The 25,179-nt window shown below is 71.0% G+C and carries 36 protein-coding genes; 24 read left to right on the top strand and 12 right to left on the bottom strand.

The annotated features are described in order from the left end of the window. The first annotated feature begins 4 nt into the window (after nt 1-4). From ACIP82_RS29705 to ACIP82_RS29695, 3 genes are read left to right on the top strand one after another with little or no spacing between them, the layout of a single operon-like run. Nucleotides 5-394 carry a hypothetical protein gene (locus tag ACIP82_RS29705; RefSeq protein ID WP_400657825.1) on the top strand — a complete coding sequence of 130 codons (390 nt, stop codon included), beginning with the start codon at nt 5-7 and terminating at the stop codon, nt 392-394. Then, entirely contained in the window at nt 394-1,515 is a 1,122-nt protein-coding gene (locus tag ACIP82_RS29700) for an MAB_1171c family putative transporter (protein WP_400657823.1), read from the top strand. Before ACIP82_RS29705 ends, ACIP82_RS29700 begins: the two co-directional genes overlap by 1 nt. Then, nucleotides 1,512-2,135: a hypothetical protein gene (locus tag ACIP82_RS29695; protein ID WP_400657821.1), complete on the top strand. Its 624-nt coding sequence runs from the start codon at nt 1,512-1,514 to the stop codon at nt 2,133-2,135. The genes ACIP82_RS29700 and ACIP82_RS29695 overlap by 4 nt, the downstream gene beginning before the upstream one ends. A 302-nt stretch (nt 2,136-2,437) precedes the next feature. Here ACIP82_RS29695 and ACIP82_RS29690 read toward each other — a convergent pair whose 3' ends face one another. From ACIP82_RS29690 to ACIP82_RS29640, 11 genes are all read right to left on the bottom strand, one after another. Next, the gene (locus ACIP82_RS29690; RefSeq protein WP_400657819.1) at nt 2,438-2,830 is read right to left on the bottom strand and encodes a hypothetical protein; all 393 of its coding nucleotides are present in this window, start codon (nt 2,828-2,830) and stop codon (nt 2,438-2,440) included. Continuing rightward, nucleotides 2,827-4,035 (bottom strand): recombinase family protein, encoded by a 1,209-nt coding sequence (locus ACIP82_RS29685; RefSeq protein WP_400657817.1) that lies wholly within the window; start codon nt 4,033-4,035, stop codon nt 2,827-2,829. Before ACIP82_RS29685 ends, ACIP82_RS29690 begins: the two co-directional genes overlap by 4 nt. Nucleotides 4,036-4,142: 107 nt before the next feature. After that, a complete protein-coding gene (locus ACIP82_RS29680; protein ID WP_400657815.1) occupies nt 4,143-4,724 on the bottom strand; it encodes a hypothetical protein in 582 nt (193 codons plus the stop codon). 68 nt (nt 4,725-4,792) lie between these two features. Then, nucleotides 4,793-4,924 (bottom strand): hypothetical protein, encoded by a 132-nt coding sequence (locus tag ACIP82_RS29675; RefSeq protein WP_400657813.1) that lies wholly within the window; start codon nt 4,922-4,924, stop codon nt 4,793-4,795. A gap of 115 nt (nt 4,925-5,039) precedes the next feature. Then, complete coding sequence (locus tag ACIP82_RS29670; RefSeq protein ID WP_400657811.1) at nt 5,040-5,750, bottom strand: hypothetical protein; 711 nt, start codon at nt 5,748-5,750, stop codon at nt 5,040-5,042. A 159-nt stretch (nt 5,751-5,909) separates the two neighbouring features. After that, nucleotides 5,910-6,596 carry a hypothetical protein gene (locus ACIP82_RS29665; protein ID WP_400657809.1) on the bottom strand — a complete coding sequence of 229 codons (687 nt, stop codon included), beginning with the start codon at nt 6,594-6,596 and terminating at the stop codon, nt 5,910-5,912. A 122-nt stretch (nt 6,597-6,718) separates the two neighbouring features. Beyond that, nucleotides 6,719-7,966: a hypothetical protein gene (locus ACIP82_RS29660; protein ID WP_400657807.1), complete on the bottom strand. Its 1,248-nt coding sequence runs from the start codon at nt 7,964-7,966 to the stop codon at nt 6,719-6,721. Nucleotides 7,967-8,122: 156 nt separating this feature from the next. Then, on the bottom strand, nt 8,123-8,584 hold the full coding sequence (locus ACIP82_RS29655; RefSeq protein ID WP_400657805.1) for a hypothetical protein: 462 nt from the start codon (nt 8,582-8,584) through the stop codon (nt 8,123-8,125). Between the two features lie 129 nt (nt 8,585-8,713). Beyond that, entirely contained in the window at nt 8,714-9,937 is a 1,224-nt protein-coding gene (locus ACIP82_RS29650) for a hypothetical protein (RefSeq protein ID WP_400657803.1), read from the bottom strand. Between the two features lie 173 nt (nt 9,938-10,110). Then, nucleotides 10,111-10,353: a hypothetical protein gene (locus ACIP82_RS29645; protein ID WP_400657801.1), complete on the bottom strand. Its 243-nt coding sequence runs from the start codon at nt 10,351-10,353 to the stop codon at nt 10,111-10,113. Nucleotides 10,354-10,414: 61 nt separating this feature from the next. After that, the gene (locus ACIP82_RS29640; RefSeq protein ID WP_400657799.1) at nt 10,415-10,957 is read right to left on the bottom strand and encodes a hypothetical protein; all 543 of its coding nucleotides are present in this window, start codon (nt 10,955-10,957) and stop codon (nt 10,415-10,417) included. A 207-nt stretch (nt 10,958-11,164) separates the two neighbouring features. Between ACIP82_RS29640 and ACIP82_RS29635 the strand changes: the two genes are divergently transcribed. From ACIP82_RS29635 to ACIP82_RS29545, 19 genes are all read left to right on the top strand, one after another. Continuing rightward, a complete protein-coding gene (locus ACIP82_RS29635; protein ID WP_400657796.1) occupies nt 11,165-11,575 on the top strand; it encodes a hypothetical protein in 411 nt (136 codons plus the stop codon). A gap of 66 nt (nt 11,576-11,641) precedes the next feature. Further along, entirely contained in the window at nt 11,642-11,938 is a 297-nt protein-coding gene (locus ACIP82_RS29630; protein WP_400657793.1) for a hypothetical protein, read from the top strand. Nucleotides 11,939-12,074: 136 nt separating this feature from the next. Continuing rightward, a complete protein-coding gene (locus tag ACIP82_RS29625) occupies nt 12,075-12,389 on the top strand; it encodes a hypothetical protein (RefSeq protein WP_400657791.1) in 315 nt (104 codons plus the stop codon). Nucleotides 12,390-12,454: 65 nt separating this feature from the next. Beyond that, nucleotides 12,455-12,745 carry a hypothetical protein gene (locus ACIP82_RS29620; protein ID WP_400657789.1) on the top strand — a complete coding sequence of 97 codons (291 nt, stop codon included), beginning with the start codon at nt 12,455-12,457 and terminating at the stop codon, nt 12,743-12,745. Between the two features lie 15 nt (nt 12,746-12,760). Further along, entirely contained in the window at nt 12,761-12,967 is a 207-nt protein-coding gene (locus ACIP82_RS29615; RefSeq protein WP_400657787.1) for a hypothetical protein, read from the top strand. A gap of 27 nt (nt 12,968-12,994) precedes the next feature. Continuing rightward, a complete protein-coding gene (locus ACIP82_RS29610) occupies nt 12,995-13,795 on the top strand; it encodes a hypothetical protein (RefSeq protein ID WP_400657785.1) in 801 nt (266 codons plus the stop codon). A gap of 73 nt (nt 13,796-13,868) precedes the next feature. Next, nucleotides 13,869-14,213, top strand: coding sequence for a hypothetical protein (locus ACIP82_RS29605; RefSeq protein WP_400657783.1), 345 nt, complete (start codon nt 13,869-13,871; stop codon nt 14,211-14,213). 137 nt (nt 14,214-14,350) lie between these two features. Next, nucleotides 14,351-14,566: a hypothetical protein gene (locus ACIP82_RS29600; protein WP_400657781.1), complete on the top strand. Its 216-nt coding sequence runs from the start codon at nt 14,351-14,353 to the stop codon at nt 14,564-14,566. A gap of 105 nt (nt 14,567-14,671) precedes the next feature. Next, a complete protein-coding gene (locus ACIP82_RS29595; protein WP_400657779.1) occupies nt 14,672-15,241 on the top strand; it encodes a hypothetical protein in 570 nt (189 codons plus the stop codon). 107 nt (nt 15,242-15,348) lie between these two features. Further along, nucleotides 15,349-15,891: a hypothetical protein gene (locus ACIP82_RS29590; protein WP_400657777.1), complete on the top strand. Its 543-nt coding sequence runs from the start codon at nt 15,349-15,351 to the stop codon at nt 15,889-15,891. 89 nt (nt 15,892-15,980) lie between these two features. Further along, nucleotides 15,981-16,763, top strand: a complete 783-nt coding sequence (locus ACIP82_RS29585; protein WP_400657775.1) for a hypothetical protein — start codon at nt 15,981-15,983, stop codon at nt 16,761-16,763. Next, the gene (locus tag ACIP82_RS29580; protein WP_400657773.1) at nt 16,756-17,025 is read left to right on the top strand and encodes a hypothetical protein; all 270 of its coding nucleotides are present in this window, start codon (nt 16,756-16,758) and stop codon (nt 17,023-17,025) included. The genes ACIP82_RS29585 and ACIP82_RS29580 overlap by 8 nt, the downstream gene beginning before the upstream one ends. Before the next feature lie 56 nt (nt 17,026-17,081). Continuing rightward, nucleotides 17,082-17,741, top strand: coding sequence for a hypothetical protein (locus ACIP82_RS29575; RefSeq protein WP_400657771.1), 660 nt, complete (start codon nt 17,082-17,084; stop codon nt 17,739-17,741). A 155-nt stretch (nt 17,742-17,896) separates the two neighbouring features. Beyond that, nucleotides 17,897-18,253: a hypothetical protein gene (locus ACIP82_RS29570; RefSeq protein WP_400657769.1), complete on the top strand. Its 357-nt coding sequence runs from the start codon at nt 17,897-17,899 to the stop codon at nt 18,251-18,253. Next, nucleotides 18,234-18,623 carry an HNH endonuclease gene (locus ACIP82_RS29565; RefSeq protein WP_400657767.1) on the top strand — a complete coding sequence of 130 codons (390 nt, stop codon included), beginning with the start codon at nt 18,234-18,236 and terminating at the stop codon, nt 18,621-18,623. Before ACIP82_RS29570 ends, ACIP82_RS29565 begins: the two co-directional genes overlap by 20 nt. 157 nt (nt 18,624-18,780) lie before the next feature. Then, nucleotides 18,781-19,572, top strand: coding sequence for a hypothetical protein (locus ACIP82_RS29560; protein WP_400657765.1), 792 nt, complete (start codon nt 18,781-18,783; stop codon nt 19,570-19,572). Further along, on the top strand, nt 19,569-19,790 hold the full coding sequence (locus ACIP82_RS29555; protein ID WP_400657763.1) for a hypothetical protein: 222 nt from the start codon (nt 19,569-19,571) through the stop codon (nt 19,788-19,790). The genes ACIP82_RS29560 and ACIP82_RS29555 overlap by 4 nt, the downstream gene beginning before the upstream one ends. 41 nt (nt 19,791-19,831) lie before the next feature. Further along, complete coding sequence (locus ACIP82_RS29550; RefSeq protein WP_400657761.1) at nt 19,832-20,461, top strand: DUF1524 domain-containing protein; 630 nt, start codon at nt 19,832-19,834, stop codon at nt 20,459-20,461. 99 nt (nt 20,462-20,560) lie between these two features. Then, nucleotides 20,561-21,160 carry a hypothetical protein gene (locus ACIP82_RS29545; protein WP_400657759.1) on the top strand — a complete coding sequence of 200 codons (600 nt, stop codon included), beginning with the start codon at nt 20,561-20,563 and terminating at the stop codon, nt 21,158-21,160. A 209-nt stretch (nt 21,161-21,369) separates the two neighbouring features. Here the strand turns inward: ACIP82_RS29545 and ACIP82_RS29540 are convergent, their stop codons facing one another. Beyond that, nucleotides 21,370-21,771: a DUF3307 domain-containing protein gene (locus ACIP82_RS29540; protein ID WP_400657756.1), complete on the bottom strand. Its 402-nt coding sequence runs from the start codon at nt 21,769-21,771 to the stop codon at nt 21,370-21,372. 226 nt (nt 21,772-21,997) lie between these two features. Between ACIP82_RS29540 and ACIP82_RS29535 the strand changes: the two genes are divergently transcribed. After that, a complete protein-coding gene (locus ACIP82_RS29535) occupies nt 21,998-23,791 on the top strand; it encodes a hypothetical protein (RefSeq protein ID WP_400657754.1) in 1,794 nt (597 codons plus the stop codon). Between the two features lie 174 nt (nt 23,792-23,965). Next, nucleotides 23,966-25,147 (top strand): helix-turn-helix domain-containing protein, encoded by a 1,182-nt coding sequence (locus tag ACIP82_RS29530; protein ID WP_400657752.1) that lies wholly within the window; start codon nt 23,966-23,968, stop codon nt 25,145-25,147. The last annotated feature ends 32 nt before the right edge of the window (nt 25,148-25,179 follow it).

The following is a 25,179-nucleotide window of genomic DNA, read 5'->3' as shown; positions in this document are numbered from 1 at the left end:
GGACATGCCCCTCGAAGCCGGCCCGGGAGCCCCGACCGGGCTGTGGGTACGCCTGCCATCCGTCGACGCTGTCTTCGTCCAGGCGAACACCAGCCCCGCGCACCGGACGCTCATCAGGCTCCACGAGCTCAGCCACATCGCGGCCGGGCACGACTGCCGAGTGAACCCCGATCTGATGGACATGCTCTTCCCCGGTCTCGAACCCGAGCTCGTGCACAGTGTGCTGCTCACCCGGGATGGCTACGACCGTGTCCAAGAGCAGGAGGCGGAGATGTTGGCCCTGCTGCTCGCGGATCACCTCGGCACCAACGGCGGAACGACCTACGAAGGCCGGCGCTTGACCGAGACGCTGTCGTACCCGGTTCGTTCCCGCGGCTGGCGGAGGGCGAACTGATGGACCTCGTGCTGTTCGCCGTCCTCCCCACCGTCCTGGTCGGCATCTCCCTGTGGCGAATACCCGCGGCGATTCACGCCGGACGCCCCGCTCGCTCGCTCTGCTTGACCGTTGGATCCCTCGGGCTCTCCCTGTTCCTGACCAACCAGGCGATCGGCGGCCCGATCCACCACCTGGTGCCGAACCTGCCCGTTCTGCTGCGGCACCTGCTGACCCTCGTCTCGGCCACCTACCTGCTCGACTACCTCGACGCTGTTCATGGACGCGGTGGCAGAGACCGCCTGCGGCCGGGCCTCCCGCTGCTCACCGCCTCGGCCGGCGCCATGGCCACGATCTTCTTCTTTCTGCTGCCCCGAGCAGCCACCCCGCGCGCCGATGACGTCATCATCCAGCACCTGGGCGACGTGCGGGTCGATCTCTACATGGCGATCACCTACGCCTACCTGGGCGTCTCCATGATGAGTGGAACCCGCACCTTCTGGCGCAACCGGCGCTCTGTCCCCCGAGGCCTGGCCCGCGCCGGGACCATGCTCCTGGCCGCAGGATGCGCCACCGGCGCCCTCTACACGGGGTGGCGTCTGATCATCATGGCCGCCGCCCACTTCGGCGAGCCGGAAAATGCGGTCACCAACGTCACCGGCGACGCGCTCGCCCTGGTGACACTCCTTCTGATTGCCGTGGGCTTGATCGTCGCCCCGCTGCGCACGCTGGTCCGGTACTGCCGCGACCAGCGGAACCTTTGGCGGATGCACCCGCTGTGGGCGGACATCGCCGAGCAGTTCCCCCACCTGCTTCTCGGAGAGAAGCCCCGCTCGCGTTGGCGGGAGCTGTTCACCCTCGGTGACCGTTCGATCGACGTGGCCCACGCCGCGTTCACCATTCGCGACGGCTTCCTCAGCATCACCCCGTGGGCGGCGCCCGATGCCCCCCGCCCTACAACTGCCGGGACCGACGCCCTGAGCGAAGCGCTGTGGGTCCGAGCTGCCCTCACCCGCAAGACGGGCGGCGACGGTCATCAGAACGTCGACCTCGTCCTGCACGAGCAGCAGCTTCGCGGCCCCACTGCCGAAATCCGCTGGGCCGCGCAGGTCGCAAGCCACTACACGAAGGCCAGCTCATGACCACCAACGCCGCCGAAAGCACCTCCGAGGCACCGGTTTCCGGCGCCGAGCGATGGGCCCGCCGAATCACCAACTGGGTTGATCCGGCCAACGTGATCGTGGCGGTTTCCTTGGCCATCGGCTGCGGCCTGTTCGGCTGGAAGGGCCTGGGCTGGGCGGTGATCGCGATCATCTTCGCCGCCGTCCTGCCGATGGCGTACATCCTGTACATGAGGGGCGGCGAGACGTGGGCCACGCGCCACCTGACTGACCGTCAGAAGCGCGTCACCGTGCTGCCGATCATCTGTGCTTCGGTCACAGTCGGCCTCGTCCTGGAGGCGGCCACCAACGCCCCGACGCCGCTCATGGCGATGACCACCGCGATGTTCGCGACGATCACCGCGATCTGGCCGATCACCGCGCTGGCGAAGTACCAGATCAGCGCGCACGCGGCAGTCCTCGCCGGGTCCTTCGCCATGCTGGCGCAGGCCTACAACCCCTGGTGGCTGTTCGGCTACCCCTTCGTCGCCCTGCTCTGCTGGGCCCGCGTCACCGTCCGCGAGCACACCGTCTCCCAGACCGTTACCGGCGCCATCCTGGGCACCCTCGTTGCCGGCGGCGTCTACGCTCTCATCGCCTGAGCCCAGACGCGCCAAGGGGGCCCTGGAGCGAACACGCTCCAGGGCCCCCTTGCACCCAGGACGGAAGACGTCCCGATCGTTCGACGTTGCGATCCTCGGCCCCGAAGGGCCGCCACCATCCGCCGCAGCGGACGCCAGAGCTGCGGGAGCTCCCGTAGACGTGCAGCGAACCAGCACACCTGTGTTGAGATTCACCGGCCCCGGAGGACCGCCAACACCAGAAGCTTAGGGGATCCCAGCGACAACGAGCGGCGATCCCGAATAGTCGTACCGGCGCGTGCCGGGGGCCTGCGCTTGGGGCCTCAGCCGGCTGCCTCGGGCGGTTCATCCGGCGCGCGGTCCGGAACGTCGCTCGGCGCCGTCGAGCGCTCGGCAAGGAGCAGCTTGACGCGGGTGGTCGGTACTCCCGTCGCCAGGGCGATGTCCCGCAGTGTTGTCCGTCGCAGCGCCAGCGCCGCCGCCGCGGTGCTCAGGGCTGCCGTGTAGGCCGCCTCTGCGGCTCGCAACAGCTCCAGCTCCGGTGAGGACGGGCGGAGCTTGACCGTTGCGGTCACGCCAGCGACAGCGAGCGCCTGCTCCGTGTTCTCCTGCGCAGCCTTCAACGTCCGTCCGTGCCCGTACACGGCGTGCTCGGGGAGGTGCACCACCCAGGTCCGGCCGCGCCTGCTGGCCACGGCCTCGATCACCTCGTTCACGCCGGGCTCCCCATGTCCTCGATGAGCTGCTGCACGACCGCGTCCGGAATGGGAGTGGGCAGGACCATCCGCTGTCCCCCGATTCGGTACACCGTGTGGCTGGTGCTGCTCTCGACCACGGCGACCGTGAGACCCAGCCGCCGAGCGGCAGCACGCAGGCGCAGCAGCGGGCCGCCCTCGTCCCCCGCGCGCAACGCGGCGGTGACCTCCCTGGCCTGCTTCCACTCTTCCAGGCTCACCACCGGCTTGTGCACGACGGTCGGGGACCATGCCCATTCGGAGATCGGGTTCGCCCGGTTGAAGCCGGGCCGGCCGGAGCGGTTGGCCTTCCGGTTGTACACCTGGTGGCCAGTCAGCTTCGGGTTGGCGATCAGGCCCTCGACCAGGTTGTGGGTCCAGTTGCCCGGGTACCGGTCAGGCTCGGCGGTCAGGACGGCGATGATGTCCGCAGCCTTCATCTGCTCCTCCCGCCGCAAACGGCACAGCAGCTGCGCGGCGTCGAACCGGCGCGGGTCGGGGTGCGGGGCGAGCTTCCGCTTCGGCCGGGCCAGGCCGAACCGGCCGCGGTCCGTCACCGGGGCGTTCTCATCGACCACCGTGGTGTACGGGTACGGCGGGTAGCCGTGGTTCCAGCCGTTGACGGCGTGCTGGACCTGCCCGCCCATCGACTGCTCCATCAGCACCGCGCGGTAGATCTCCGCGTCGACCTGGCTGGACCGGCGGACGCGAAGCCGCCCGGACTCGGTCCCCCCGACCGGTTCGTTCGCGTAGACCACCTCCACCCCGAACCGCTCCAGCGCGTTCTCCGCCGTGAGGCTGGTCACCAGGACGCGCGCCAGGCGATCGGAGCGCTCCGCCAGCACCCGAGTCACCCCCAGCTGCTCCGCCCGCTCCACGAGGTCCTGGAGGCCGCCGTCCCGGGGCACGGGGACGGCCAGGGCGTCGTACATCTCCTGCGGTCCGAGGCTGCGCAAATCGGGGGGCAGCATCCCGCTCTCGACGTCCCAGAAGTACGCGACGAACTCCTCGTCCTCCTCCAGGCGCTCGGAGGCGAGGGCTACTTGCCGCGGGATGGAGGTGGCGGGCTGCTGGTTGTCCTTGGTGGACACGCGACCGACGAACACCGACCGGCGCTGACGCAGATCCGTCCGCGCGAAGCCGTCGAGGTCCGAGAGGTCGATGGGTGGTCCGAAGCGAGAGGCCATGGCCCTTCCTTGGTCGGTGGGTGGATCGGCAGGGGCGGCGGCCGACCGGGTGCCCGGTCGGCCGCCGATGAAGTGCCGGCAGCCGTTACGGAGAACTGCCGACGTGCTCAGTCGAGCGAGGAGTGCAGGGCGTAGCGCTTCGCGGCCGGCTCGGGCATCGCGGCGAGCATCCGCAGAGCTGTCGGGCCGTCGAGCTGTTCCACGGTGAGCTCCAGCCGGGCGGTACCGTCCCCGACCGCGTGGACGTGCACGACGCCCCCCGACCACCGCACCCGTCCCGTTCCCGGCCGGGTTCCGGTGGCAGCAACCTCGTGGTCGCCCACCAGGTCCCCGATCTGGGTGAGGAGGGCCGCCAGATCCGCGTTCGCCCGCTCGGTCCGGGCGGCCAGCTTCTTGTCCCGCTCGCGCCAGGTCGGCAGAAGCACGGTGCTGACCTGCTCGGCCAGCTCGGCCAAGGCGCTCACCGCGCCGTTCGTCTCGCCGATGTGCTCCCCCCGGCCCGGCCAGACGAGGGTGGGGTTCAGCCGCGGCAGCAGGCTGACGGATCCGTCGGAGGCCACGGTGACGGTGAGCGTGAGACCGGACGGGCCGTGCAACCAGGCGGAGGCCGGGTCCAATATGGATTCGGCCCGCCAGGCGTCGCCAAGGTGCTTGGCGATCCTGCGGCTGACGGTGAGAGCGGAGATCATGACGGATCCTCTTGAAAGTGGTTTCCGGTCGGCAGGGGGTGCCTGCCGACCGGCGGGGAGGGGCAGGGTCAGGCGGTCAGGGCGTAGCGGTGGCGGTAGGCGTCGGCGGCCGCGCGGCTGACGTACTGGGCGAGGACGTCGCCGATCTGCCAGTCGGTCAGCGGGCCGCGGCGGACCGCTTCCTCGTACACGCGGGCCATGGACACATCGGGCTTGAACTGGTGCTGGATCGCGGCTTCGAGCGCGACGTACCGGGCGGCCAGGGTCAGGCGCAGGCGGGCCGCGCCCGGGAGTTCGGGGCGCGGCCGGGGCGGGTCAGCGGAGCAGCGCCAGCAGCGACGTCTTGAGGCCTTCGAACTGCTCGTGGCTGGAGCACACGGCGCTCAGCCGGTCCACCAGGGCGTCGGTGATCGCGGTGGCCAACCGGCGTCCGGTCGCCTTCGCGGACTCGGCGGAGTCCGGCGTGACCGTGTAGAGCTTCGACGCGTCGCCGTTGCCCGGGGCGGGGGCGAGATGCCCGGAGAGCCTGAACAGGAACTCGGTGCCGGCGTCCACGAGGGCGGCCAGGCCGCTGCTGTGGGTGAGGGAGAACGTGTTCGGTCCGGCGGGGTCGACGGCCAGCTTCCAGGCGGGCCCCAGCTGCTTGGCGGCGGCCTGGCCGACCGTGCGGTGGTGGCCGCTGTCCACCTGGTACGCCTTCGGGTGGGCAGGGGTGGGGGCGGCCATCGCCTCGTTCGCCAGCATGGTGAGCGCTTCCCGGATGAGATCGCGGGCGCCCTCGCGCAGGGTGGAGCCGTGCAGCGTCTGGAACGGGCGGGGCTCCGAGTAGGCGTCGTGGGCGTCGCCGAACTTGAGGTGCAGCACGGAGCCGCTTGCGTCGGTGTCGAGTTCGATGTGCAGGCCGCTGGTGTGGCTGATGCGCAGGTGGCTCAGGCTGCTCGCGTTGCCCCAGTCGGCGCCGAGCTGGACGGCAGCTTCCTGGATCAGTTCGGCGTCGGTGAAGAAGGTGGAGTTGGGCGTGGTCATGCTGGTGCCCTTTCGGTGGGGCGGGTGCTCTCCCGCCGGGTGCGTTAAGGCGCCCGCCCGGTGCCGGGCGGTGCAGGTAGGGCGGTGTCGTTGACGGCCGCCGTCCGGCGCCGGGGGTGCCCCGTTCGGGAACGGGGCACCCCCGGCGGGGGCGGGGGGTCAGGAGGCGGCGGGCGGCGCGGCCTTGAGGCCGGCCCGCGCTGCCGTCGCTCGCTCCAGCGTCCTCGTGGCGCCACTCAGCTCGGCCTGAGTCGCCTCACCGCCGAGGTTCAGGAAGGTGTCCGCGTACTCGATGATCATGTCCATCACCGTCACGTCGCCGGTGATCATCAGGGAGTACGACCGGCCCCGCCGAACCGACTTGCCGCTGTCGAAGGCGAGGCGCAGTGCGAGGCACTCGGGGTCGCTGTCGTCGTCCCCCTGAACCGCCCCGGTGCCCTCCAGCCAGTCGGCGAACGAGCCGGGCACGCTCACCGTGGCCACGGGGCGAGCGGCCGGGGCCGGCTTCTCCGTCGCCTGCTCCTCGCGCTGTGCCTGCTCGGCTTCCTTCGTGGCGCGCAGCTCGGCGATGCGTCGGTTCAGCTTCTCGTGGGCCATCTCGGTGGGGGGCGTCTGGTCCGCCAGAACGGTGACGGTGCCGAGCGACGCCCAGTTGGCGGTGATGCTGTTCGGACCGATCTCGTCCAGCTCGATCCCGAAGGGCCACTCGGACTGGCTGTACGAGTTGAACCAGCGCAAGGTGCCGGTGGCGCCGTTCGCCATGCGCACGCGGGTGCCCTTCGGGGTGTCGAGGGTGGCCAGCGGTTCGGCGGCGGGCGCGGTGCTCTTGATCAGGGTGACGGTCATGGCTGGTGGGTCCTTTCGGTGGGGTCGGGGCGGGGTTGCTCCCCCTGTCCGACATGCATAACTGTATCGCATGAAATGGCCAGCGCCTAGGGGGTGACCCCCACCGGGTTTATTGGGCCAGGTCAGAGGCCGAGCAACCGTAGCCGGGGCTTCCCGGTAGCGTCGTCCCAAGCCTGTTCGAAGCCGGCCCGCTGCTTGTCTCGAACCACCGCCGGTGCGGCGACCAGGAACCCTTCGTACGTCGGGTACAGGCGGCCCCGCTCCGCGTACTGCACCCTGCTGATCCCGTCCTTCGTCGTCACGGGCCGGCCCCGCTCGGCGGCCGACGCGTGCAGGCGGGCAGCTGCGGCGTCCGGTGAGCCGACGAAGACCTGCCGGACCGACCGCCAGGCCACGCCCTTTGCCTCCGGGTCGCGGCAGTCCGCCCCCGGCGTCCGGCAGCTCTTCCCGTGCCGCTCCCGGCACCAGGTGGTCCGTCGGGGGAACACGATCCGGCGCACGTCGTACACCGCGCTCTCGCCGCTGGTGAGCTCCCGCTCGAACTGGGCGAGGGCGGCCGCGTTGTCGTCCTCCTCGATCAGGCCAAGCAGCGACCGGTTCTTGAACAGGGTCGAGTTCGGGTTGAGCGACATGGCCACCCGCTCCATGACGAGAACCGCGGCCGCCAGCTCCGGGTACTCCCGCAGTCGCCCCAGGTGCGCGGGCAGGGAGTCAGCCGACTCGGGAAAGCAGCACTCCGCGCAGTAGGACTTGGGGTACTCGGCGATGCCGAGCTCGGCCCGCAGGTACCGCTGCACGTGGCGGCGCGTCCAACCCCACTCGATCAGCGGGTACCAGGGAACCCGGCCGGTCCCGGTGTACGTCTCGTCCCGGTCGGCCCGCTGCTGCTCGTCGTACTCGTAGCCGATCACGTGCCGGTACGGTGCCCCGCCGAATTCCGCCGCTGCCCACCGGTCCAGCGGCCAGCCCTTGAACTTGATCGAGCACGTCCTACGCCCCTGGGCGAACTGGGGCACGGTGCCGGAGGTGCGCAGCTCGTCCGACAACGCCCACGGGCCGCGCCGGTGCAGCCGGTACGGCTGGCGGCTGTCGTCCAGGACCACGATGCCGTCCGTGTCGCTCGGGCCGCCCCGGGCGATCTGTACCAGGCGCACGTTCGCGCGGCGCAGCAGCGGCAGGACCAGGCGCTCGGCCAGGTCGTCCACGGCCGGCCACTCGTCGCCCGTACAGGCGGTCACGATCGTCAGGTCGGACAGGTCGGCCCGCAGGCCGTAGGCGGTCGGGTCCTCCAGGAAGCCGACGATGATCGCGGTCGAGTCGGCTCCGCGCCCCCATGACAAGAGGGTGGGCAGGGTGTTCGGGGTGGTCACGGCGGGGCCTTCCGGTGGCGCCCGGCCCGGGTGCTCTCCCAGGGCCGGGCGAAGTCTCGAATCACGCACGTTCGGGGCGCCCCGAACAATCTGGGCAGGAATCACCCCCGGACCGTGGCGCCGCTCAGCGTGCCCGGCCCGGGGGTTGGTGCAGGGTCAGCTGCCGCCGAAGCCCGGCCCGGCGCCCGTACGCGTTGCCGCGACCGCCTGGTCGTGCTGCTCCCGCACCATGGTGGAGAGTCGCGCTGCGGACACCTCCAGCAGGACCCACCGCGCCGGGATCCCGCTCTCGTCGTCGTCCTCGTCGTAGTCCTCGTTGATCTCGAACGCCATCACGCGCCCGGTGGCCACGTCCTCGTCGTCGGAAGTGGTGGTGACGGTTATGGAGCCGTCCACGTCGCCCCCGATGTCGTAACCGACCTCGATGAACACCAGCGTGCCGTCCTGGTGCTCGATGTGAACCTCGAAGTGCTTGCTCTCGGTGGCCGTCCACTTGTTGCCCAGGTGGGTCAGGGCGAGGTCGGTCAGCTCAATCAGGTCGTACGAGTAGTCCTCGGTGCCGTTGTAGAACTCGGCGTCAGCGGCCGGCGAGTCGACGGTGAGCAGGGTTTCGGACATGGCGGGTGATCCCTTTCGGTAAGGCCGGCGATGGGGTTGCCCCCCCCTGCCGACATGCATAACTGTATCGCATGAAATGGAGTGAGGGGAAGGGGGCCCGGCGAACCACAGGCCCCCTCCCTGTGCGCGCTACTCCTCCGCGCTAACTCGCTGCGCCCACACCCCGCCCGAGAACGGGCCGGCCCTCCACCCAGGGGCCGCGTTCAACGTCTCGGCCCACCCGGCCAACGTGTCCCGGTTCGGCAACCCGATCAGCTGCCCGTCCACCGACAGGAAGATGTGCACCAGGTCGCCGCGGGACCCCTCCACCCAGAACCCGCTGCTCCCCGAGATCGGCGCCCAGTCGCCAGCGACCGCGCCCGCGTACCCAGCAGCGGCCAGCACCTCTGCGGCTTCCACCGCCACCGAGCACTGAGCCTCGGCCCTGGAGAGCCCAGGAAGGCCGGCCACCTCCGTCCCCGCAACCGGCGTCCGGACCATCAGGCCGCCACCTTGGTGCCACACCCGCACCACGCCCCGCCCGTTGCCCTCCACCCGGCACTCCAGCATCGTCAACGCGCTCTCGACCGCCCCGACCGCCGCCGTCCACTCCACCTCACGGGAGCGCGACGGCTCGGCGCCCGGCACGTCGAAGAACTCCTCACGGAAACGGCCTCGATGCGGGAGCAGCGCCATGGCGCAGCGCTGCACATCCGACTCGTTGTGCTGCGACTGCCGCAGGTACTCCGCAGGGATCAGGTAGGGCCGCCACACGTCCATCGGAGGGGCGGTCAGCTCCGGGGAGAACAGCATGTCTCCCATCCAGATCGACCCGTCGCCGCCGACCACGGCCGGTATGCCCCGCTGCGCACTGTGCTCGATCGCCGCCCAGACGTCGCTGGTCGAACGTACTCCGGCCATCCGTGCGTCCCGCTTCTCCCACATCATCAGGTTCCACCGGCGGTGGTCCGGTACGGGCAGTGGTCCGGAGCCCACGGCCCGGTCCATCGCCAACACGATCCCCGGCCGCACCTTCCGTTCCTGCTTGCCGTCCACCTCGACCTTCTCCGTCGGGTCGATCACCATCAACGACAGCCGGTCGTTGGCGTACCGGACCGCACAGTGGTTGGCCACCAGGAAGCGCCGGACGTCCTCCAGCCATCCGATCGTCTCCCCGACGACCAGGGCGCGATCCCGCTCCACGGTGGACTCCGGGGCGCTGTACCGGACTCGGACGGTGGCGCCCGGAACGGAGGTGTCCCCCTTGCTGACCTTGAGCACGTGCCACCGGGCGAACTCCCCCTTCTCGTCCAGCAGGCGGGAGAGGGGGCCGACGGTCGGTCGGGCGATCTTGTCGGGGACGGGCGTGGACATGGGGACCTCCAAGGGCCGATCAGATGTAAAGGACATGTGCGTTTCTGGACTTTCTGGACCGTGCCAACGCGCGCACCCGCGCGCGGGGACGGTGATGTTCGGGGGGTTCCGAACGGACCGGCCGTCAGATGTTCCCGGCGGGAACAGCCCGGCGGCCGGCCCGGCTGGTCGGCTCAGCCCATGTACATCAGGCGGCAGAACTGGTCACCGTTCGCGGTCGGGGACCAGGCGCTGATGACGTTGTCCTGGACGACCATGTAGCCGTTGTCGAACAGCACGTCCGTGGCGGTGTCGAGGGACGTTGCCGGGTAGATGCCGAACGGGCCGGAGACCCCGGCGGGGATGCTCTGCACCACGGTCACCTCCTGTTCGGTCTCGTCCCAGTACGCCGTGTATCGCGGCTCGTTGTCGGGCATGGCCCGGACTCCTTCCGTGTCGTGCTGCGCCCCGGGGGGCGGCCCGGGGCGCAGCACTGGGTCAGTGGCGGGCGGTGCCGTACCCGGCGGGGGTCAGCGCGGCCTGGAGGGCATGGAAGGCGCTGAGGCCCTGCAACGTCGCGTCCAGCGTCAGGCGGCGCAGGTTGACGATGGTGATGCCGTCGGGGCGGATGGCCATGGTGTGTTCGGCCGGGCCGCCGTCCTCGTGGTCTACGGCGTGCTGGCCGGGGAGCGCTTCGGTGAGGGTGCCGACCCAGCCGTCGGGGCCTTGGTAGCGCTTCGGGTCGGCGCCGAGAACGGAGGTGATCAGGGCGTCGGCCTCGATGGTGGGGAGGTCGGCGATCAGCCAGACCGTGGCGCCGTTGTAGACGATCATCTCCAGGTGGCGGCCGTCGGGGCCGGCCCACGTGAGGGCGAACCGTCCGGGGAGGGATTCTTCCGGGTCCAGGCTGGCGGCCGGGAAGTGGTGCACGATCAGCCGGATCGCGGCGGCGTCCACCGCTACGCGCCGGTCGTTGAGGGCGTCCTCAAGGGCTTTGAGCTCAGCAAGGGCTTTGAGCTCAGCTTCGATGGTTGTGGTCATGGTGGGGCCTTTCGGATCGCGGCGGTTGCTCCCGCCGACTGACATAACCGTATCGCATGAAATGGATGAGTCAACATCCGCAGGGAATTTCGATCAGACCCATTTCATGTGTTGCACTTACGCCACCTGACCACTACGGTGGGAACCACACCGGCCGAGCAACCGGTACCGGCGGGAAGCACCCGCCCACCGAAAGGACCCACCACCATGCGCAGCAGCACCGGCACGCCCACGTCCAAGACCCACCGCAAGGCCAAGCTGCGCAAGCGGCTCCAGGACCTCCGCGAGATCCGCCGGGCCCCCAAGGCCGTGGCCACCAACCCGGTGCGCTCCCTCTCCACCCACCTGATCGCCCGGGGCATGCACCCCGACACCGCCCACCGCTTCAACGGCGCCGCCACCCGCAAGGCGGACAAGGCCGGCCTTCCGAACTCCGGCGAACTGATCCGGACCATCAACACCCCCAAGGGCCCCCGCCCGGAGCGCGTCCGCCTCTACACCCCCGACCAGGTGGACGCCCTCCTGGCCGTCTACCGCCCCGCCAAGGGCCGGAAGAACACCGACGCGATCCACGCCTTCGACCGCATCGCGGGTGGCCCCCTCGCCCTGGCTGCCTGACCCCTGCTGCGCCCCGGGGTCGGCCGCCACCCGGCCGACCCCACCCCACCCCAGAGGAGAACCCCCGTGCTGCTGCGCCTGCTCGTCGCCACGCTGCTCATCGCCCCGACCCCGCTCGCCGACCAGCCCATGCGGGTCGCCATCCATGTGGACGCCACCGGCATGACGATCGCCCGCATCCTGCCCGAACCGTTCTGCGCCAGCGCCAGCAACGCCCTGACCGAAGCGCTGGAGAACGAGGGGCTGGAGTCGTACGGCGTCACCGCCCGCACCGCCCGTGAGGCCGCCGCCGCCGTCCACCGCTTCTACGCCACCGGCAACGGCCCGGACCCGAGCGAGTACCCGCCCGCTGGCGACTGCTGACCAACCGGCGGGCCGGGGCCCCGACCGGCCCCGGCCCGCCACCCCGCGACACAGAGCACCACCCCCCGGCACCCTTCGCACTGCCCGCCCGCCCCGTTCGGAGAGCACCGAACGAACACCGAAAGGCCACCACCCCATGAGCAGCACGATCCACGCCGCCACCCAGCTCACCCCGCTCGGCGTCCCGGTCAGCCTCACCAAGCCCCGCCGAACCGTGATCGTCCTGTACCGCGTCCTCTCCGGCGGCGGCCGCGAGATCGTTGACGCCCTGTTCGAGCCGACCACCGTGGAGGGCCTGAACGCCCTCTGCGCCCGCCGCGAGCCCGGCAGCCTCCTCCTGTGGATCGACGCCACCGACCTCTGGGACGCCCGGACGGCCGCCGTCGAGATCCTCGCCGAACACACCTTCGTTGACGACGCCTTCAACGCCGCCGTCCACGCCACCATCTGACCCCGCCGGGCCCGCTGCGCCCCGCGCGGCGCCGCGGGCCGGCCCTCTCGACCGGAGAGCCCCCGATGGCCGACACCCTTCCCGCCGACGAAGTCCCGCCCGGCGCGGTGGTCGAGTACCACGGCGGTGGCCTGATGATCGTCGCCACCGCCGACACTGCCACCGTCCGGTACCTGGGCCGCCGCCGCTTCCTGCACGGCGCCGTGCTCACCCTCCCGAAGAGCGGCGGCCCCTGGACGATCGGCGGTCCGGCGGAGCGCGTGACCACCCCCCGCGCCCACATCGCCGTCCACGAGCAGCGCCCGGCGCCCGACCGGTGCCCCTGTTCCACCCACGTCCGACTCCGCACCCACTGACCAAGGGAGACCGCCGTGCGCGACTGGGCCGAGATGCAGCCCGACGACTTCGACCAGGACGTTCCGACGGCCCTGTTTCAGGTCACTGCGCCGCCCCCGTCGGTGCCTGCCGTGCCGGACGACTACGGCACGGAAGCACTGTTCGGCGCCCCCGCCACCCCGAAGCGCCGCCCCACCCGAAGGCCGGCCACCCCGCCGCCCAACGGCCCCGCCCTGTTCTGACCTGCCCGACCCCGAGAGGCCTACCTCATGCAGTTCGAACCGACCGCCGAGTTCTCCGCCCTGGCCGCCGCCATGCCCGCGCTCCTGGCCGTCACCGCCCGGCCGTTCACTGGCGACTATGACGATCAGGGCCCGCGCGTCGACGTGACGATCGACCGGGACGACGACGAGTGTCGGACCTACGCCCGGGTCTACGTCGACGGCACCCTGGTGGAGTCCCGTGAGGCCGTGCACGTGCACTCGGACAGGACCGTTGACCCGGTCGTGAGGTTCCACCTCCTCGACTCCGGCGACTACGACGACACCCAGCCCCACGACTGGTACGTCGACGCCCTGCGCGACGTCGCCGACGCTCCGGACGACGTTCGCGCCTACGCCGCCGAACGGGCCCGCGAGTACCACCGCCCGGCCGACTGCCAGGACTGCCGGGCACTGCCGTGCGGCACCCGCCCGACCCCGGGCCGCACCCTGCTCCCGAGCCAGGACCTGAACGACCTCACCATCAGCCAGCTGGAAGACGCGCACGCCGCCGCGGCCGACCTGATCCGCACCCGACTCGATGCCCTGGTGCGCAGCGAACTGCGCGCGGCCGTCACCCACATCGCGGACAGCGGCATGCCCATGACCAAGGCCGTGATCCCCGCCTACGGCGACACCTACGGCGGGAAGCCGGGCGAGTACGACCTCACGGAGATCGCGTTGTCCGGCAGCACGGGCCGCTGGATCGAGGTCGATCTCAGCGACGTTCCGGCGCTGGTGCGCGCGGTCGAAGCCATCGCCGACTGGCGCCCGGCTGCCGACGGCGACCCGCTGGAGTTCAACCTCTGACATCGACCCATCCGAGCAGCGGGGGCCGGCCAGCGACAGCCGGTCGGCCCCCGAACCCCAAGGAGAGAGCATCATGAGCGAGCGCACCGACCTCCCGGCTGGAACCGTCCAGCGGGCCACTGTCAGCCTGTCGATCAATGGCACCGGCTACCCGCCGGTCATGACCCCCGAAGGCCCGGCAGCCCCGGAGATCCTTCGGATCGAGTACGCGGGCAACGTCACCGGCAGAGACCTCGGCTACCACCTCAGCACTGTGCTGTACGCCCGGCTGCCCGACGGGGAGACCGCCCACGTCGAGTTGCTCGACCGCCCGGCGGACCAGCGCCCCGACTGGTTCCCGGCGCTGCTCCAGCGCTTCCAGCCCTACGGCTGGGAGCTCCCGGCCGACGCCCGCAAGGTCGGCACCGTCCACCTCTGACCGCCCCTGCTGCGCCCTACCTGAGTTCAGGGAGCAGCGGGGGCGGACTTCCCCTCATGGCATTTCATGCGATACGGTTATGCATGTCGGGCGGAGGGGGCAACCCCGCCCGGCCCCACCGAAAGGACTCCACAGTCATGCGCATCTCTCCTCTGGACCGTCACGACAGGCGGTTCCTCTGGGCCCTCCTGATCGTGGTCGTCGCCGCTCTGCTGGCCGTCGCCACTGCCGCCTCGATCCTGGCCATCGCACCCGCTAATCCGGCCACGACCACCGCGCCGGATGAGGATGAGCCCGGATTCGACTGCCGCATCCACGGCAACCGCATCTGCGGACCCACCCCCGCCCCCTGAGTCCTGAGCTCTGCGGTGCCGACAGTCGTCCTGGCCGTCGGCGCCCTCCCTCGCGCCACCAAGGTTCGGGGCGCCCCGAACGCCTTCGATAGCACAAGGATCCCCATGGCACCCCACCGCGCCGACTTCTTCCCCGTCATCGTCCGAACCGACCACCACCCCGAGACCGCCGCCCTGCTGCGCCGCCCGGACCTGCGCATCACCCGCGCCGACCAGATCAAGGCCGGCGACCTGATCCTCTCCGGCTTCGACACCTGCGGCCCCGACACCCGGCTCCCCGCCACCGACTACTTCGCCGGGGGCGCCTACCCCGCCAACCCCGAGAAGCACGACCCCACGTGCGGGTGCGGAGTGTGCGGCCTGGAGGAGTTCCCCGGCGGCACGGTCGTCCTCACCACCGGATTCCCCTGGGACACCTGCGACCCCTGGGCCGCCGACGCCCTGGTGCTGATCCTCCCGTTCTACGACCCCAACCCCTTCACGTTCGTGGAACTCAAGACCGTGGCCCGAGGTGAGTACGTGCCCCGCCGGTACGACACCTGGTCTGTGGAGTCCTTCCGCCACTACCTCGCCACCGGCACCTACCTTCCGGCCGACACCCGAACGTCCGCCTCGGTCCAGCACTACATCGAGACCGGCGCCTACCTTCCGGCCACCGACCGCGACCAGACCTGAGCACCCCCCGATGCTGCGCCCGGCCGCCCCGGGCGCAGCACCGGGCGACGCAACCCCCACACGGCCCGTACACCAACACGCACACGCGCCCCGACCGAAGGAACGACATGATCGACACGACTGGCCCAACCGCCGAGTGGGAGGAAGCGCTGCGCGCCGCCAACGCCGCAGCCTTCGAGCTCCTGGCTGCCATTCGGCCCGAGCTGCGCCGCGTCGAGACGGACTCGACGGCCCTGTGGCTCAACGCCACGTGGGAGACCGAAACGCACGCCGGGCAGCTCGTCATACGGGCCGCAAGCGACGTGGACCTCGGGTTCTCGAAGCTGCCCGTTCGGTCGGCCGATCGCATCCTGGCGTTCGTCTCGCCCGGACACGACCGGAGCCGCAGCGTGGGCGGCTGGTCCGTGGGCGGCTACAGCTTCGGCCACGAGGACGCGAGCGAGTTGTTCGTGAAGGCGAACGGCATCGTCACCCTCAACACCGAGGACCGCAGTCTGCAAGGCGCCTGCGCCATCCTCGCCGCCCTGGACGTCCCCGATGCCGAACCGCTCGGCCGCTGCCTCTGCGTCATCCCCGGCCCGGCCAACTGCGTCTGCGAAGACCACTGCGACCGCTGCGACACCACCAACAACCCGACCGACCACGTCTGAGCGTGCCCCCGGGGGCGCTCCGCCACGCCGAGCGGCCCCCGGCTCCACCCCTGCTGAGAAAGCACTCAGCCCCACCGAAAGGCCCCACCGTGAGCACCGAACTCGACCCGCGCAACCTCGACCTCAACCCCGACATCCACTGCGCCCTGCACGCGCTCCTGACCGCCGGCCTGCCCGCCTCGATCATCTGCGCCGACGGCGGCGGCTACCACATCCACGTTCCCGGCCCCGGCGACACGTACCTCCTGATCGGCTGCTCCGAGAGCTTGCCCGCACGGGACGAGCCGCTGACCGGCTACCACGCGCAGCTCCAGAGCGCCGATGGCGACTTCGTGTCCGTCGTCTACGACTCCTTCGCCGACCCGATGGACGACACCGTCGGCGACCCCGACCCGCACAAGCTCGCCGCCGCGATCCTCCACGCCTTCCAGAACCACAGCACCGCCGCCCCGGCGCAGCCTGCCGACCCGGACACTTCGGCGGTCCCGGACGTCCACGCCGGGATGCGCGCGGTCCTCGACGCCCTCACCTTCACCGACCTGGAGGGCGGGGACATTCTGGAGGACATCATCTGGCGCCTGCGTCGGCTCGGCTTCGACCTCACCCCCCGGGACGCGGACAACCCCGACAAGGTGGCCACGGAGCAGCGCGCGACGACGTACACCGGCCGCGCCGACGCGATCGGCGCCCTGTTCGGCAGCACCGGCGTGTACGTCCGCGACGCCCCCGTGACCGCCGTGGAGGTCTTCACCCCGGCCCCGGCCGTCCGCCTCACCCTGACCGACATCGCCTCCGGCACCGAGAGGCTGACCGTCGTTCTGGACGCCACCACCGGCCCGTGGGCCGTCCACCCCGCCTACGCGGGTGAGTGAGCGCCTGACGCTGCTACTGGACGAGCCCGCCCCCGCCCGGCCGGACACCTGGGACCGAACCGTGCTCGACCCGACCCCGAGCTACCAGGGGCTCGTCACCGGCGACACGGTCCACGTCCAGTGGTTCACCAACGACCCGCCAATGCGCGCCACCGTCACCGGCACGTGCACCTTCGGCGCCCTGGTCCTGGTCGACGGCTACTTCCGCCCGTTCGAGATGTACGTCCGCCACCGCAACCAGCACGGCGCCTGGTACCGCTGACCATCGCTCCGCCGGGGCCCGCCAGCCGGGCCCCGGCCTTACCTCGAAAGCACCTGATGAACCTGCTCACCAAGCTCACCAGCGACACCATCGCCCAGCACACCGGATGGGGCGCCTACACGGTCACCAGCAGCCGCCCCGGCGCCGCACCGGTACCGACGTCCCCGATGCGGCTGCGCCGTCTCCTGGAAACCGCCCTCGAAGCCGGTGGCGGCGCCGTCCTCCTGCACGCCGGCACGCTCCGATGCACCACCGGCCCGGACGGCAGCGAGGAGTTCACCGCGACCCCCGGCCAAGCGGCCAAGCGGCAGTGCCGCTGGTGCCTGCACTGGAAGTCCGAGCACCACCCCGGCCGGGAGCCCGACGAGAACACCAATGACTATCTCGCCCGCCTCGACGGACTCCAACTCACCTCCTGTGCATCCGACTTCGCGCCGCTCACCGACGAGGACCGGTCGATCTGCACACGCTGCTCCCAGTACCGGGCCGAGCACGCCAAGGCTGGCCACCTTGACGCCGACTACGAGGATCTGACCGTGGCCTGCTCGGACTTCACCACCGCCTTCGAACCGGAACCCGACTGGGACGAGGAGGACGACGAGTGGAGCGAAGCCGACATGGAGGACTGCGCCCGCTGCGGGAAGTACCGCAAGGAACACGAACCGCTCCACCAGGTCGTCGGAGCCTGTGACGACTTCGAGGGTGAGCCCGAGTAGGAACGCGGTGAGCCGCCGGGGCGTTCGGCGGCTCACCGCCCTGCCCGGCCCGCCGGGTACGGCCCTGTTCCCGCCAGGAACAACCCGGCCACCGCGCGACTCAAGGCCGGCCCGCGTGCTGATCATGCAGCCCACCCCGACCCGCGAGGAGCGCCGTGAGCAGCACCGACACCCTGACCGTCGAACTCAGCATGACCGTCTCCGAGGCGACGATCTTCACCTTCCCCGTCCAGCTCCGCGTGCCCGCCGACCTGGTAGACGAGCACGACGACGAGTACCCCGCCCTGGCGGCCTGGCTGAACGAAAACCGCGAGCTGTGGATGGACGCCATCGACCCCAGCAAGCACATGCAGGACACCCAGGAACTCGACGTGATCTTCGTGGACGTCCACGGCATCGACCCCGACCCGAGCGCAGGACACAAGGCCCCCACGACCGGCACTGTCCACCCCACCTCGGGAGAACCGAAGCCCGGGGAGGAAGGGAACACCCATGCGCCGCCGCTCCCGTAACACCGGCCCGACCACGTCGATGCGCGCCCTGGTCTACCAGCGCGACGGCCACCGCTGCGTCCGGTGCGGCACCAGCCAGAGCCTGACGATCCAGCACCGCACCAACAGGGCGATGGGCGGCAGCACCGACCCCGCGATCAACCAGGCGCCCAACCTGCTGACCGCCTGCCAGCAGTGCAACATGCACTTCGAGGCGCAGCCCGCCGAGGCGTACGCCAACGGCTGGAAGGTCCGCAGGCCCGCCAACCCGGCGCACATCCCCGTCCTCTACGTCGGCGGGGAACTGCGCAGCCTGGAGCCCGACGGCACCAGCCGCGACCTTGGCCGGCCCAAGCTGCGCGCCCTGGTCGCCGCCGGGGCAGTCCAGTGACCTCAGTGGCCGGGCTGCCGTGCATCCGCGAAGCACACCCCGACGGGGAGTGCCCCCGGCACCAGCTCTGCCCGACCTGCGGTGAGTCCACCTGGGACTGCACCTGCCCCTGCCACCACGAACCGGCCGCCCGCCCGGCCCCCTGAGAGAGCATCCCGTGCCCGAGACCAACCCGCCGCCGACCCCGGCCGCGTCCACCACGACGCGCGACCGGGTGGAGACAGCCATCCGGTGCGCCCTGGCGTTCGGTGCCGACCCGGCCGACCTGGCCGCCACGATCACCGACGTCTTCGGTCGCGCGTCGGCCGAACTTGACCAGGTGAAGGCGGAGCTCGCGGTGCTGCGCGTCGGTGAGGAGCAGCCCCACGACGAGCGACTCCCGGTCACCCCGGCACAGTGGCTCTGGTACCTCAACCGCGCCACCCCGGACCAGCGACTGGAGGCGGCTCACCAGGCGATCGAGGCCGCGGAAGCGGTGTACGAGTGCCAGCTCGCCGACCATGGCGGCCAGGTCGCCCGCGTTCCGGCGCTCCAGCGGCGCCTGAGCAGCGCGGAGGAGGAGCTGAGCACGCTGCACGCCCAGCTCCGGCAGGCCCAGGCGCAGCGCGACGAGGCGATCAGGTTCATCGCCGCGCTGGCTGGCCAGGTACCCGCCTTCCGCGTACCGCTGGCGTACCGGCCCGACCCCGGCGACCCGATCGAGATCGTGTTCCTGCGCGTCGGCGGGCAGCTGCTCCAGTGGTGCATCGAAGCCCAGCATGAGGAGCTGTTCGCGCACGTGGAGAAGCCCCCGAGCGGGGACGGCGAGCAGTGGCTCCACCGGCTGCGGTGCTCCACCCCCGAGGCCCTGCGGACCTGGGCGGCAAGCAGCCAGTGCGCGGCCCTCTGCTGCTCCCCGGGGCCGGCCACACAGTGCCTCTGCGGCCCGCCGCCGAAGGAACGGCGATGACCCTGCTGGCCGCCCTGATTCTGCTGACCTGGGCGCTCGGCATCATCGTCGGCGCGGCCGCGCTGCCCCACCTGATCCGCCACGACATCCGGCTGACGCTCGCGTTCGAGTACCAGCCGGTCGCGGTCGGCCTGCTGCTGTCCGCCGGGGTGGCGTTCTGGCCGGCTGCTCTCGGGGCCGCCGTGCTGAGCGCAGCGGTCGGACGCCCCGCCCGCTGACCCAGCCCGCCCTGCCGTTCCCACCGACCAAGGAGACCTCCGTGCCCGCTGTCCGCCTCGCCGCTCGGGTCGCCGCGGCCGTTGCCGTCGCGGCTGTCGCCGCCGTTCAGCCTCCCGCGCAGCCCCTCACCGCCGATCAGCGGCTCGTGGCCGCACTCCCGGCCGCCGTGACCGCGCCCGCGCCCGGCTACGACCGGGACCTCTTCGGCGCGTGGGCCGACCTGGACGGCGACGGCTGCGACTCCCGACAAGCCGTACTGCTGCGCACCCTCGAAGAGCAGGTGACCGCCCCCGACCGGCCGACCGAGTGCACCATCGTCCTGTCCGGCACGCTCCAGGACCCGTACACCGGCACCCGGGCGGCCGTCGCGGCCTCACACGTCGACATCGACCACCGGGTGGCGCTGCGCGACGCCTGGGAGTCCGGGGCGAGCACCTGGACCGAGGAGTGGCGCCGGGACTTCGCCAACGACGAAGACAACCTGCTGCCCACCCTGCCCGGGGTGAACCGCTCCAAGGGCGCGCGGGGCCCCGACCAATGGGCGCCGGGCGGCGGGAAGGCCGCCGAGTGCGCGTACGCGGCCGGCTACGCCCACACCAAGGCCCGGTGGGAGCTCGGGGTCACCGACGCGCAGCGCGCGGCCCTGATTCGGCTGCTGAACGGCTGCTGACCCGCTGGGCGTTTCGTGCGGTACAGTTGTGTTGTTCGGTGATGGGGATTCCCCAGCCGCGTACCCCTGTACCGCGACTGCCCCGTGAGGTGAGCACCCATGGTTCGACCCAAGTTCATATACCCGGCCCGCCCTGACTTCGATGAGGCGCGGGCCAAGGCCGGTGCCGAGGTCACCGCCGAGCTCGGCAAGCTCGCCCGGCCGGACGACCGGGCCCGCCGCGCCGGTGAGATCGTCGCCGCCGCCGACGAGGTGATCGCGGAGCACCAGTCGAAGCGTGACGCCGCCGCGCTGTCCCTGTGGGCGTACGAGGGGCACCGCACCCGAGGGCTCGAACTGTCGATGGGCATCACCCGGCCCACGTTCAACAAGATTCAGTGGGCCGCCCTCGACACCACCAGGCCGCCCGAGCCCGGCCCGGAGCGGATCGCCGCCGCGCGGGCCGCCGGGATCGAGGAGCTCGACGTCGACCAGGCGCTCACCGACCTCCCGCAGCACGGCATGCAGGTTGAGCAGGCCCGCGCTCGCCGGGCCGTCGCCGTGGACTTCCGCAACACCGCGATCATGGCGCTGATCGAGGAGCCGTACAGCATGGACTACCCCGACATCGCCGCCCTGGCCAGCATCGACAGTGTCATCACGGTCGGCACCATCGTGAAGCGGATCCGCGACGCCGCCGCCAAGCAGCAGCAGGTGTAACGCTTCCGCCGCCCTCGGAGTACAAGGGGGTGTGAGCAGCCTCCACAGCCGCTCACACCCCCTCCGCTGCTCCCGGGCACCCCCACCCGCCCGGGAGCAGCACCCGGCCACCCCAGGGCCGGACTCCACCAGCGGGGCCGGGGCGACGTAGGTGCCGCCCGGCCCCGCTCCCACGTCCGGAGCGCACCGCGCCGTGGCTCGCTCCATGCCTACAGGCACGAGATCAGGACCGCCGCCGGCAGCAGCCCGAGCAGGACGTGCACAGCCTGATCGACGTGCGCCGCGCCGCCCGCCTGGAGGAAGTCGCGCTGCCCGGTGTGCTCCATCCACCACCGGATCATCCACCTGCGGTCGATCAGGCTGTGGCTGGCGCCCACCCACGCCAGGCCGAACGCGGCGGCCGCCGGCGCCGGGTGCACCTCGGGCAACACCTGCCCGACGATCAGCAGCACCGAGGCGGTGATCACCACGTGGGTGAAGGCGTGGGTCAGGTTGGCGATCCAGCCGCGCACCGTCCGGTCAGCCTTGTGCAGGGCCTGATGGTCGGTCTGGCCGGGGTAGTCCGCTGCCCAATGACAGGTCAGCAGGATGACGAAGATGTCCGCGAACATGCGGTTGCTCCTTGGTGATCAAGACGAACCGGCCGTTGCCCGGCCAGGCCGGGCGGGCGCCCAGGGCATGAAGAAGGCCGCCCCCGGGACGGGGACGGCCTAGTGATGCAGTACGAGGTGCTCGGAGAGCACGCGATGGTGAAGGAGTGCACAACCCGGTGCTGACGTGCACCGGAGCGGCCGGACCGCGCGACGCAAGGCGGCCGCGCCGGTCACAGTGCCCGGCATGTCGACCACCGCCGCGCCGCTGCGCACCGCCACCGCCGATGTCCTGGCGGAAGCAGGGCGCAGCACCGGCCAGGGCGTGAGGTCGAAGGACGCCGCCAACGTCGCCGACCTGCTGCTGCGCGCACCTGTGGCGGCCCGCCGGGCCACGGTGAAGACCCTGGGGGCCAGGGAGCTCGGCTACGTCGTCCGGGAAGTTCGCCGCGAGCAGGGCACCCTCTACGGCCTGTGGGCCGACACCCCGTCAGGGTTCACCGAGGACGTCCTCGGAGAGACGATCTGGTCGAAGCAGCGGGACGTCCTGGACGCGGTGGTCAACCACAAGCGGGTTGCCGTCCCGGCCGGGTTCGGCGTCGGCAAGACGTGGTTGGCCGGCCGCCTGGTCGCGTGGATGGGCTGCGTCAACCCGCCCGGCACCGCGGTCATCGTGACCACGGCGACGCGGTTTCGGCAGGTCCGCAACCAGTTGTGGCCGCACATCAGGAAGGTGATCGCCCGCGGCAACCTTCCCGGCTGGTGCGACACCGTGCAGTGGAAGATCCCGGACGTCTGGGGCAACGCCGTGGTGGTCGCCTACGGCTTCACGGCGCCCGAGACCGACGAAGCCGCGATGCAGGGCATCCACGGCACGCCGAAATTGCTCATCGTGGTGGACGAGGCCGGCGGTATCGCTCGCACCATCGGCAACGGCACCAACAACCTGCTGACGGGCGACGCCCGGATGTTGGCCATCGGCAACCCGCCGGCTGACGACCCCCGCTCGTGGTTCGAGCTGCTGTGCAACGAGGGCGACGACCCCGAGGAGCCGACCACCACAACGATACCGATCCGGGTCCTCGACTCGCCGGCGATCACCCTGGAGCGCGTCCCGTACTGCCGGGACTGCCCGCCCGGCGGCGTCAAGCACTCCCTTGCTGAGCACCTGCCGAACATGGACTGGGTGAACCGCACCGTCCGCGAGTACGGCGAGGATCACCCGTACGTCCAGGCCAAGGTCCACGCCCGCTTCCCGAAGGGCGGCAGCTCCAAGGCGATCCCGCTGGCCTGGATCGAAGCCGCCCAGGACTCCGATGATCCGGAAGGACGGGAGTGGGTCCGGCTCGATCAGCTCGGCCTGGTCGGCGAGACCGCGACCCACACGGTGCGCCGCGGCTCCTGGGTCCGCCTCGGAATCGACGTCGCGGCCGACGGCGGCGACGAGGTCACCATCTACCGGGTCGTCGGCGACGCCCTGGAGCAGCGTCACGCCTCCAGCGGCCAGATCAACATCAACCAGGTCGACGTCGCCGAACGGGCCCTGGAGGAGATCCTTCGGGCGCAGCGCCTGGCGGCCGCGCTCGGCAGTCGTGCCCCGGTCCGGGTCAAGGTCGACCGCAACGGCCTGGGCCACGGCGTCACCAGCATGCTGGAACGGTGGGGCGAGGAAGGCCGGCACGACGCCGAGATCGTCGGCGTGATGGTCAGCGAGAATATTGACGCGGACCGCGAGGACCCGGCGCAGCTGATGCGTCCGTACCGCAAGCGCGACGAGATGTGGCTGGCCGGCCGTGCGCTGCTCCAGCCCGACCCGGCCACCGGCCAGGGCAAGCTACGCCTTCGGGTCGACCACAACTGCGCTGTGCAGCTCTCCTCCCCGAACATGTCCACCAACAGCACCGGCGCCTCGGTGGTCGAGTCGAAGAAGTCGATGAGGGCTCGCGGCGTCTCCAGCCCGGACCGGGCCGACGGTGCGCTGATGGCGCTGTACGAGCCCGAAGACCTCTTCGGTCACCGCCGGGTGGGTCTGCTCAACTAGAGAGCCGCTGGTCGCAGGTCTCTGTTTGCCGGGTTCGAGCAGTGGAGAGCCGTCTAGGACAGCGTTGCGAGATGGTGACGGCCGCCGGGGCGAGCTCGGCAGGTCGTTGGTTGCCGGAGTGACCGGACGTCAACTGCGGTACCTTCGCAACGTATGCGAGAAACGGAGTCCAGCATGCCCCAACACGTGGAGCAGACGGGCGAGCGGATCGCCCGATTCCGCAAACTGCGCCAGATCACACAGCAAGGTCTCGCCACCGAAGCGGCCATCTCCTACAGCACCCTGACCAAGGTCGAACAGGGCGTGATTCCTGCGAGCCCCACGGTCCTCGGCGCCGTGGCGCGAGCGCTGCGGGTCCAGGTCGTGGAGCTGACCGGCCAGCCATATCTGACGGAGCTCCAGCAAGACGAGCTCGACGTTCTGATCCAGCCCATCCGGGAGGCCATGGACGTCTACGACCTCGGGGCGGATCCCGACGTGCGCCCCCGCTCGATCGCTGAACTGCACGCAGAAGCAGAGGAGTTGTGCGAGAGAGTCCGTGCCACCGATCTCAAGTGGGCCGCTGCGGGGCTCCCGGCCCTGATGCTGGAGGCCACTGCCGCGGCCTACCTGGACCCGAGCGACGCCGCCTGGCGGGTTCTGGCGTCGACGTACCGGACCGCCTACGACGTCACCAGCAAGCTCGGCTACCCCGACCTGTGCATGATCGCTCTCGATCGGCTGGAGTGGGCGGCGCAGCGCGCCAGCGACCCGATCCTGGCCGGAGCGAGGCAGTACTTCCGCACGCTCGCCTACACCAGGACAGGTCAGGTCGCGACAGGCCGGCGGCTCATCGCCAGCGGCCTGGACTACCTGATGCAGGCGCCGGCCGGCCGAGTGCGCGACGCTGTCACCGGGCAGCTTCACCTGGGGGCCGCGGTGATCGCCGCGAGGTCTGGTGACGGCAGCGCTGCGGGCCAGCACATCGCGGAGGCTCGCCGCTTCGCTGCCCTCACCGGCCCGGCGGAGACGGTGCACTGGCTGTCCTTCGGGCCGACGAACGTCGAGGTGCACAACGTCGGGATCCTCGCGGACCAGGAACGGCACGACGAAGCCGTCGAAGCTGCTCGAGCAGTCGTAGTCCCGGACGGCTGGGCACGGTCACGAGCATCCGCGCACCTTGCGGAGGTCGCCAGGTCCCAGCTCCTTACCGGCAAGGCCGACAAGGCGTTGCAGGGGTTGATGCGCGCCCGGGAGATGGCACCGCAGCAGATGCGCTACCACCCGATGGTGCGTGACACGATCGCTGGCCTGCTCTCCGCGCGGCGCTCCTCTCCGCGCAGCCTCAACAACCTGGCTGCGTGGGCCGGAATCTAACGACTAATCAGTGATCTGGATACGGTCGGGAC

This window comes from Kitasatospora sp. NPDC088548 (assembly GCF_044753005.1).
In the GTDB taxonomy this organism is placed as follows: Bacteria; Actinomycetota; Actinomycetes; order Streptomycetales; family Streptomycetaceae; genus Kitasatospora.
Note: the sequence above shows the minus strand (reverse complement) of the source record. Positions and strands in the feature narration are given on the sequence as shown.

Coding starts and splice junctions, on each gene's coding strand:
- ACIP82_RS29705 (WP_400657825.1), top strand. CDS start 5: ATGCCCCTCGAAGCCGGCCCGGGAGCCCCGACCGGGCTGTGGGTACGC.
- ACIP82_RS29700 (WP_400657823.1), top strand. CDS start 394: ATGGACCTCGTGCTGTTCGCCGTCCTCCCCACCGTCCTGGTCGGCATC.
- ACIP82_RS29695 (WP_400657821.1), top strand. CDS start 1,512: ATGACCACCAACGCCGCCGAAAGCACCTCCGAGGCACCGGTTTCCGGC.
- ACIP82_RS29685 (WP_400657817.1), bottom strand. CDS start 4,035: ATGGCCTCTCGCTTCGGACCACCCATCGACCTCTCGGACCTCGACGGC.
- ACIP82_RS29680 (WP_400657815.1), bottom strand. CDS start 4,724: ATGATCTCCGCTCTCACCGTCAGCCGCAGGATCGCCAAGCACCTTGGC.
- ACIP82_RS29675 (WP_400657813.1), bottom strand. CDS start 4,924: ATGGCCCGCGTGTACGAGGAAGCGGTCCGCCGCGGCCCGCTGACCGAC.
- ACIP82_RS29670 (WP_400657811.1), bottom strand. CDS start 5,750: ATGACCACGCCCAACTCCACCTTCTTCACCGACGCCGAACTGATCCAG.
- ACIP82_RS29665 (WP_400657809.1), bottom strand. CDS start 6,596: ATGACCGTCACCCTGATCAAGAGCACCGCGCCCGCCGCCGAACCGCTG.
- ACIP82_RS29655 (WP_400657805.1), bottom strand. CDS start 8,584: ATGTCCGAAACCCTGCTCACCGTCGACTCGCCGGCCGCTGACGCCGAG.
- ACIP82_RS29650 (WP_400657803.1), bottom strand. CDS start 9,937: ATGTCCACGCCCGTCCCCGACAAGATCGCCCGACCGACCGTCGGCCCC.
- ACIP82_RS29645 (WP_400657801.1), bottom strand. CDS start 10,353: ATGCCCGACAACGAGCCGCGATACACGGCGTACTGGGACGAGACCGAA.
- ACIP82_RS29640 (WP_400657799.1), bottom strand. CDS start 10,957: ATGACCACAACCATCGAAGCTGAGCTCAAAGCCCTTGCTGAGCTCAAA.
- ACIP82_RS29635 (WP_400657796.1), top strand. CDS start 11,165: ATGCGCAGCAGCACCGGCACGCCCACGTCCAAGACCCACCGCAAGGCC.
- ACIP82_RS29625 (WP_400657791.1), top strand. CDS start 12,075: ATGAGCAGCACGATCCACGCCGCCACCCAGCTCACCCCGCTCGGCGTC.
- ACIP82_RS29620 (WP_400657789.1), top strand. CDS start 12,455: ATGGCCGACACCCTTCCCGCCGACGAAGTCCCGCCCGGCGCGGTGGTC.
- ACIP82_RS29610 (WP_400657785.1), top strand. CDS start 12,995: ATGCAGTTCGAACCGACCGCCGAGTTCTCCGCCCTGGCCGCCGCCATG.
- ACIP82_RS29605 (WP_400657783.1), top strand. CDS start 13,869: ATGAGCGAGCGCACCGACCTCCCGGCTGGAACCGTCCAGCGGGCCACT.
- ACIP82_RS29600 (WP_400657781.1), top strand. CDS start 14,351: ATGCGCATCTCTCCTCTGGACCGTCACGACAGGCGGTTCCTCTGGGCC.
- ACIP82_RS29595 (WP_400657779.1), top strand. CDS start 14,672: ATGGCACCCCACCGCGCCGACTTCTTCCCCGTCATCGTCCGAACCGAC.
- ACIP82_RS29590 (WP_400657777.1), top strand. CDS start 15,349: ATGATCGACACGACTGGCCCAACCGCCGAGTGGGAGGAAGCGCTGCGC.
- ACIP82_RS29575 (WP_400657771.1), top strand. CDS start 17,082: ATGAACCTGCTCACCAAGCTCACCAGCGACACCATCGCCCAGCACACC.
- ACIP82_RS29565 (WP_400657767.1), top strand. CDS start 18,234: ATGCGCCGCCGCTCCCGTAACACCGGCCCGACCACGTCGATGCGCGCC.
- ACIP82_RS29555 (WP_400657763.1), top strand. CDS start 19,569: ATGACCCTGCTGGCCGCCCTGATTCTGCTGACCTGGGCGCTCGGCATC.
- ACIP82_RS29545 (WP_400657759.1), top strand. CDS start 20,561: ATGGTTCGACCCAAGTTCATATACCCGGCCCGCCCTGACTTCGATGAG.
- ACIP82_RS29540 (WP_400657756.1), bottom strand. CDS start 21,771: ATGTTCGCGGACATCTTCGTCATCCTGCTGACCTGTCATTGGGCAGCG.
- ACIP82_RS29535 (WP_400657754.1), top strand. CDS start 21,998: ATGTCGACCACCGCCGCGCCGCTGCGCACCGCCACCGCCGATGTCCTG.
- ACIP82_RS29530 (WP_400657752.1), top strand. CDS start 23,966: ATGCCCCAACACGTGGAGCAGACGGGCGAGCGGATCGCCCGATTCCGC.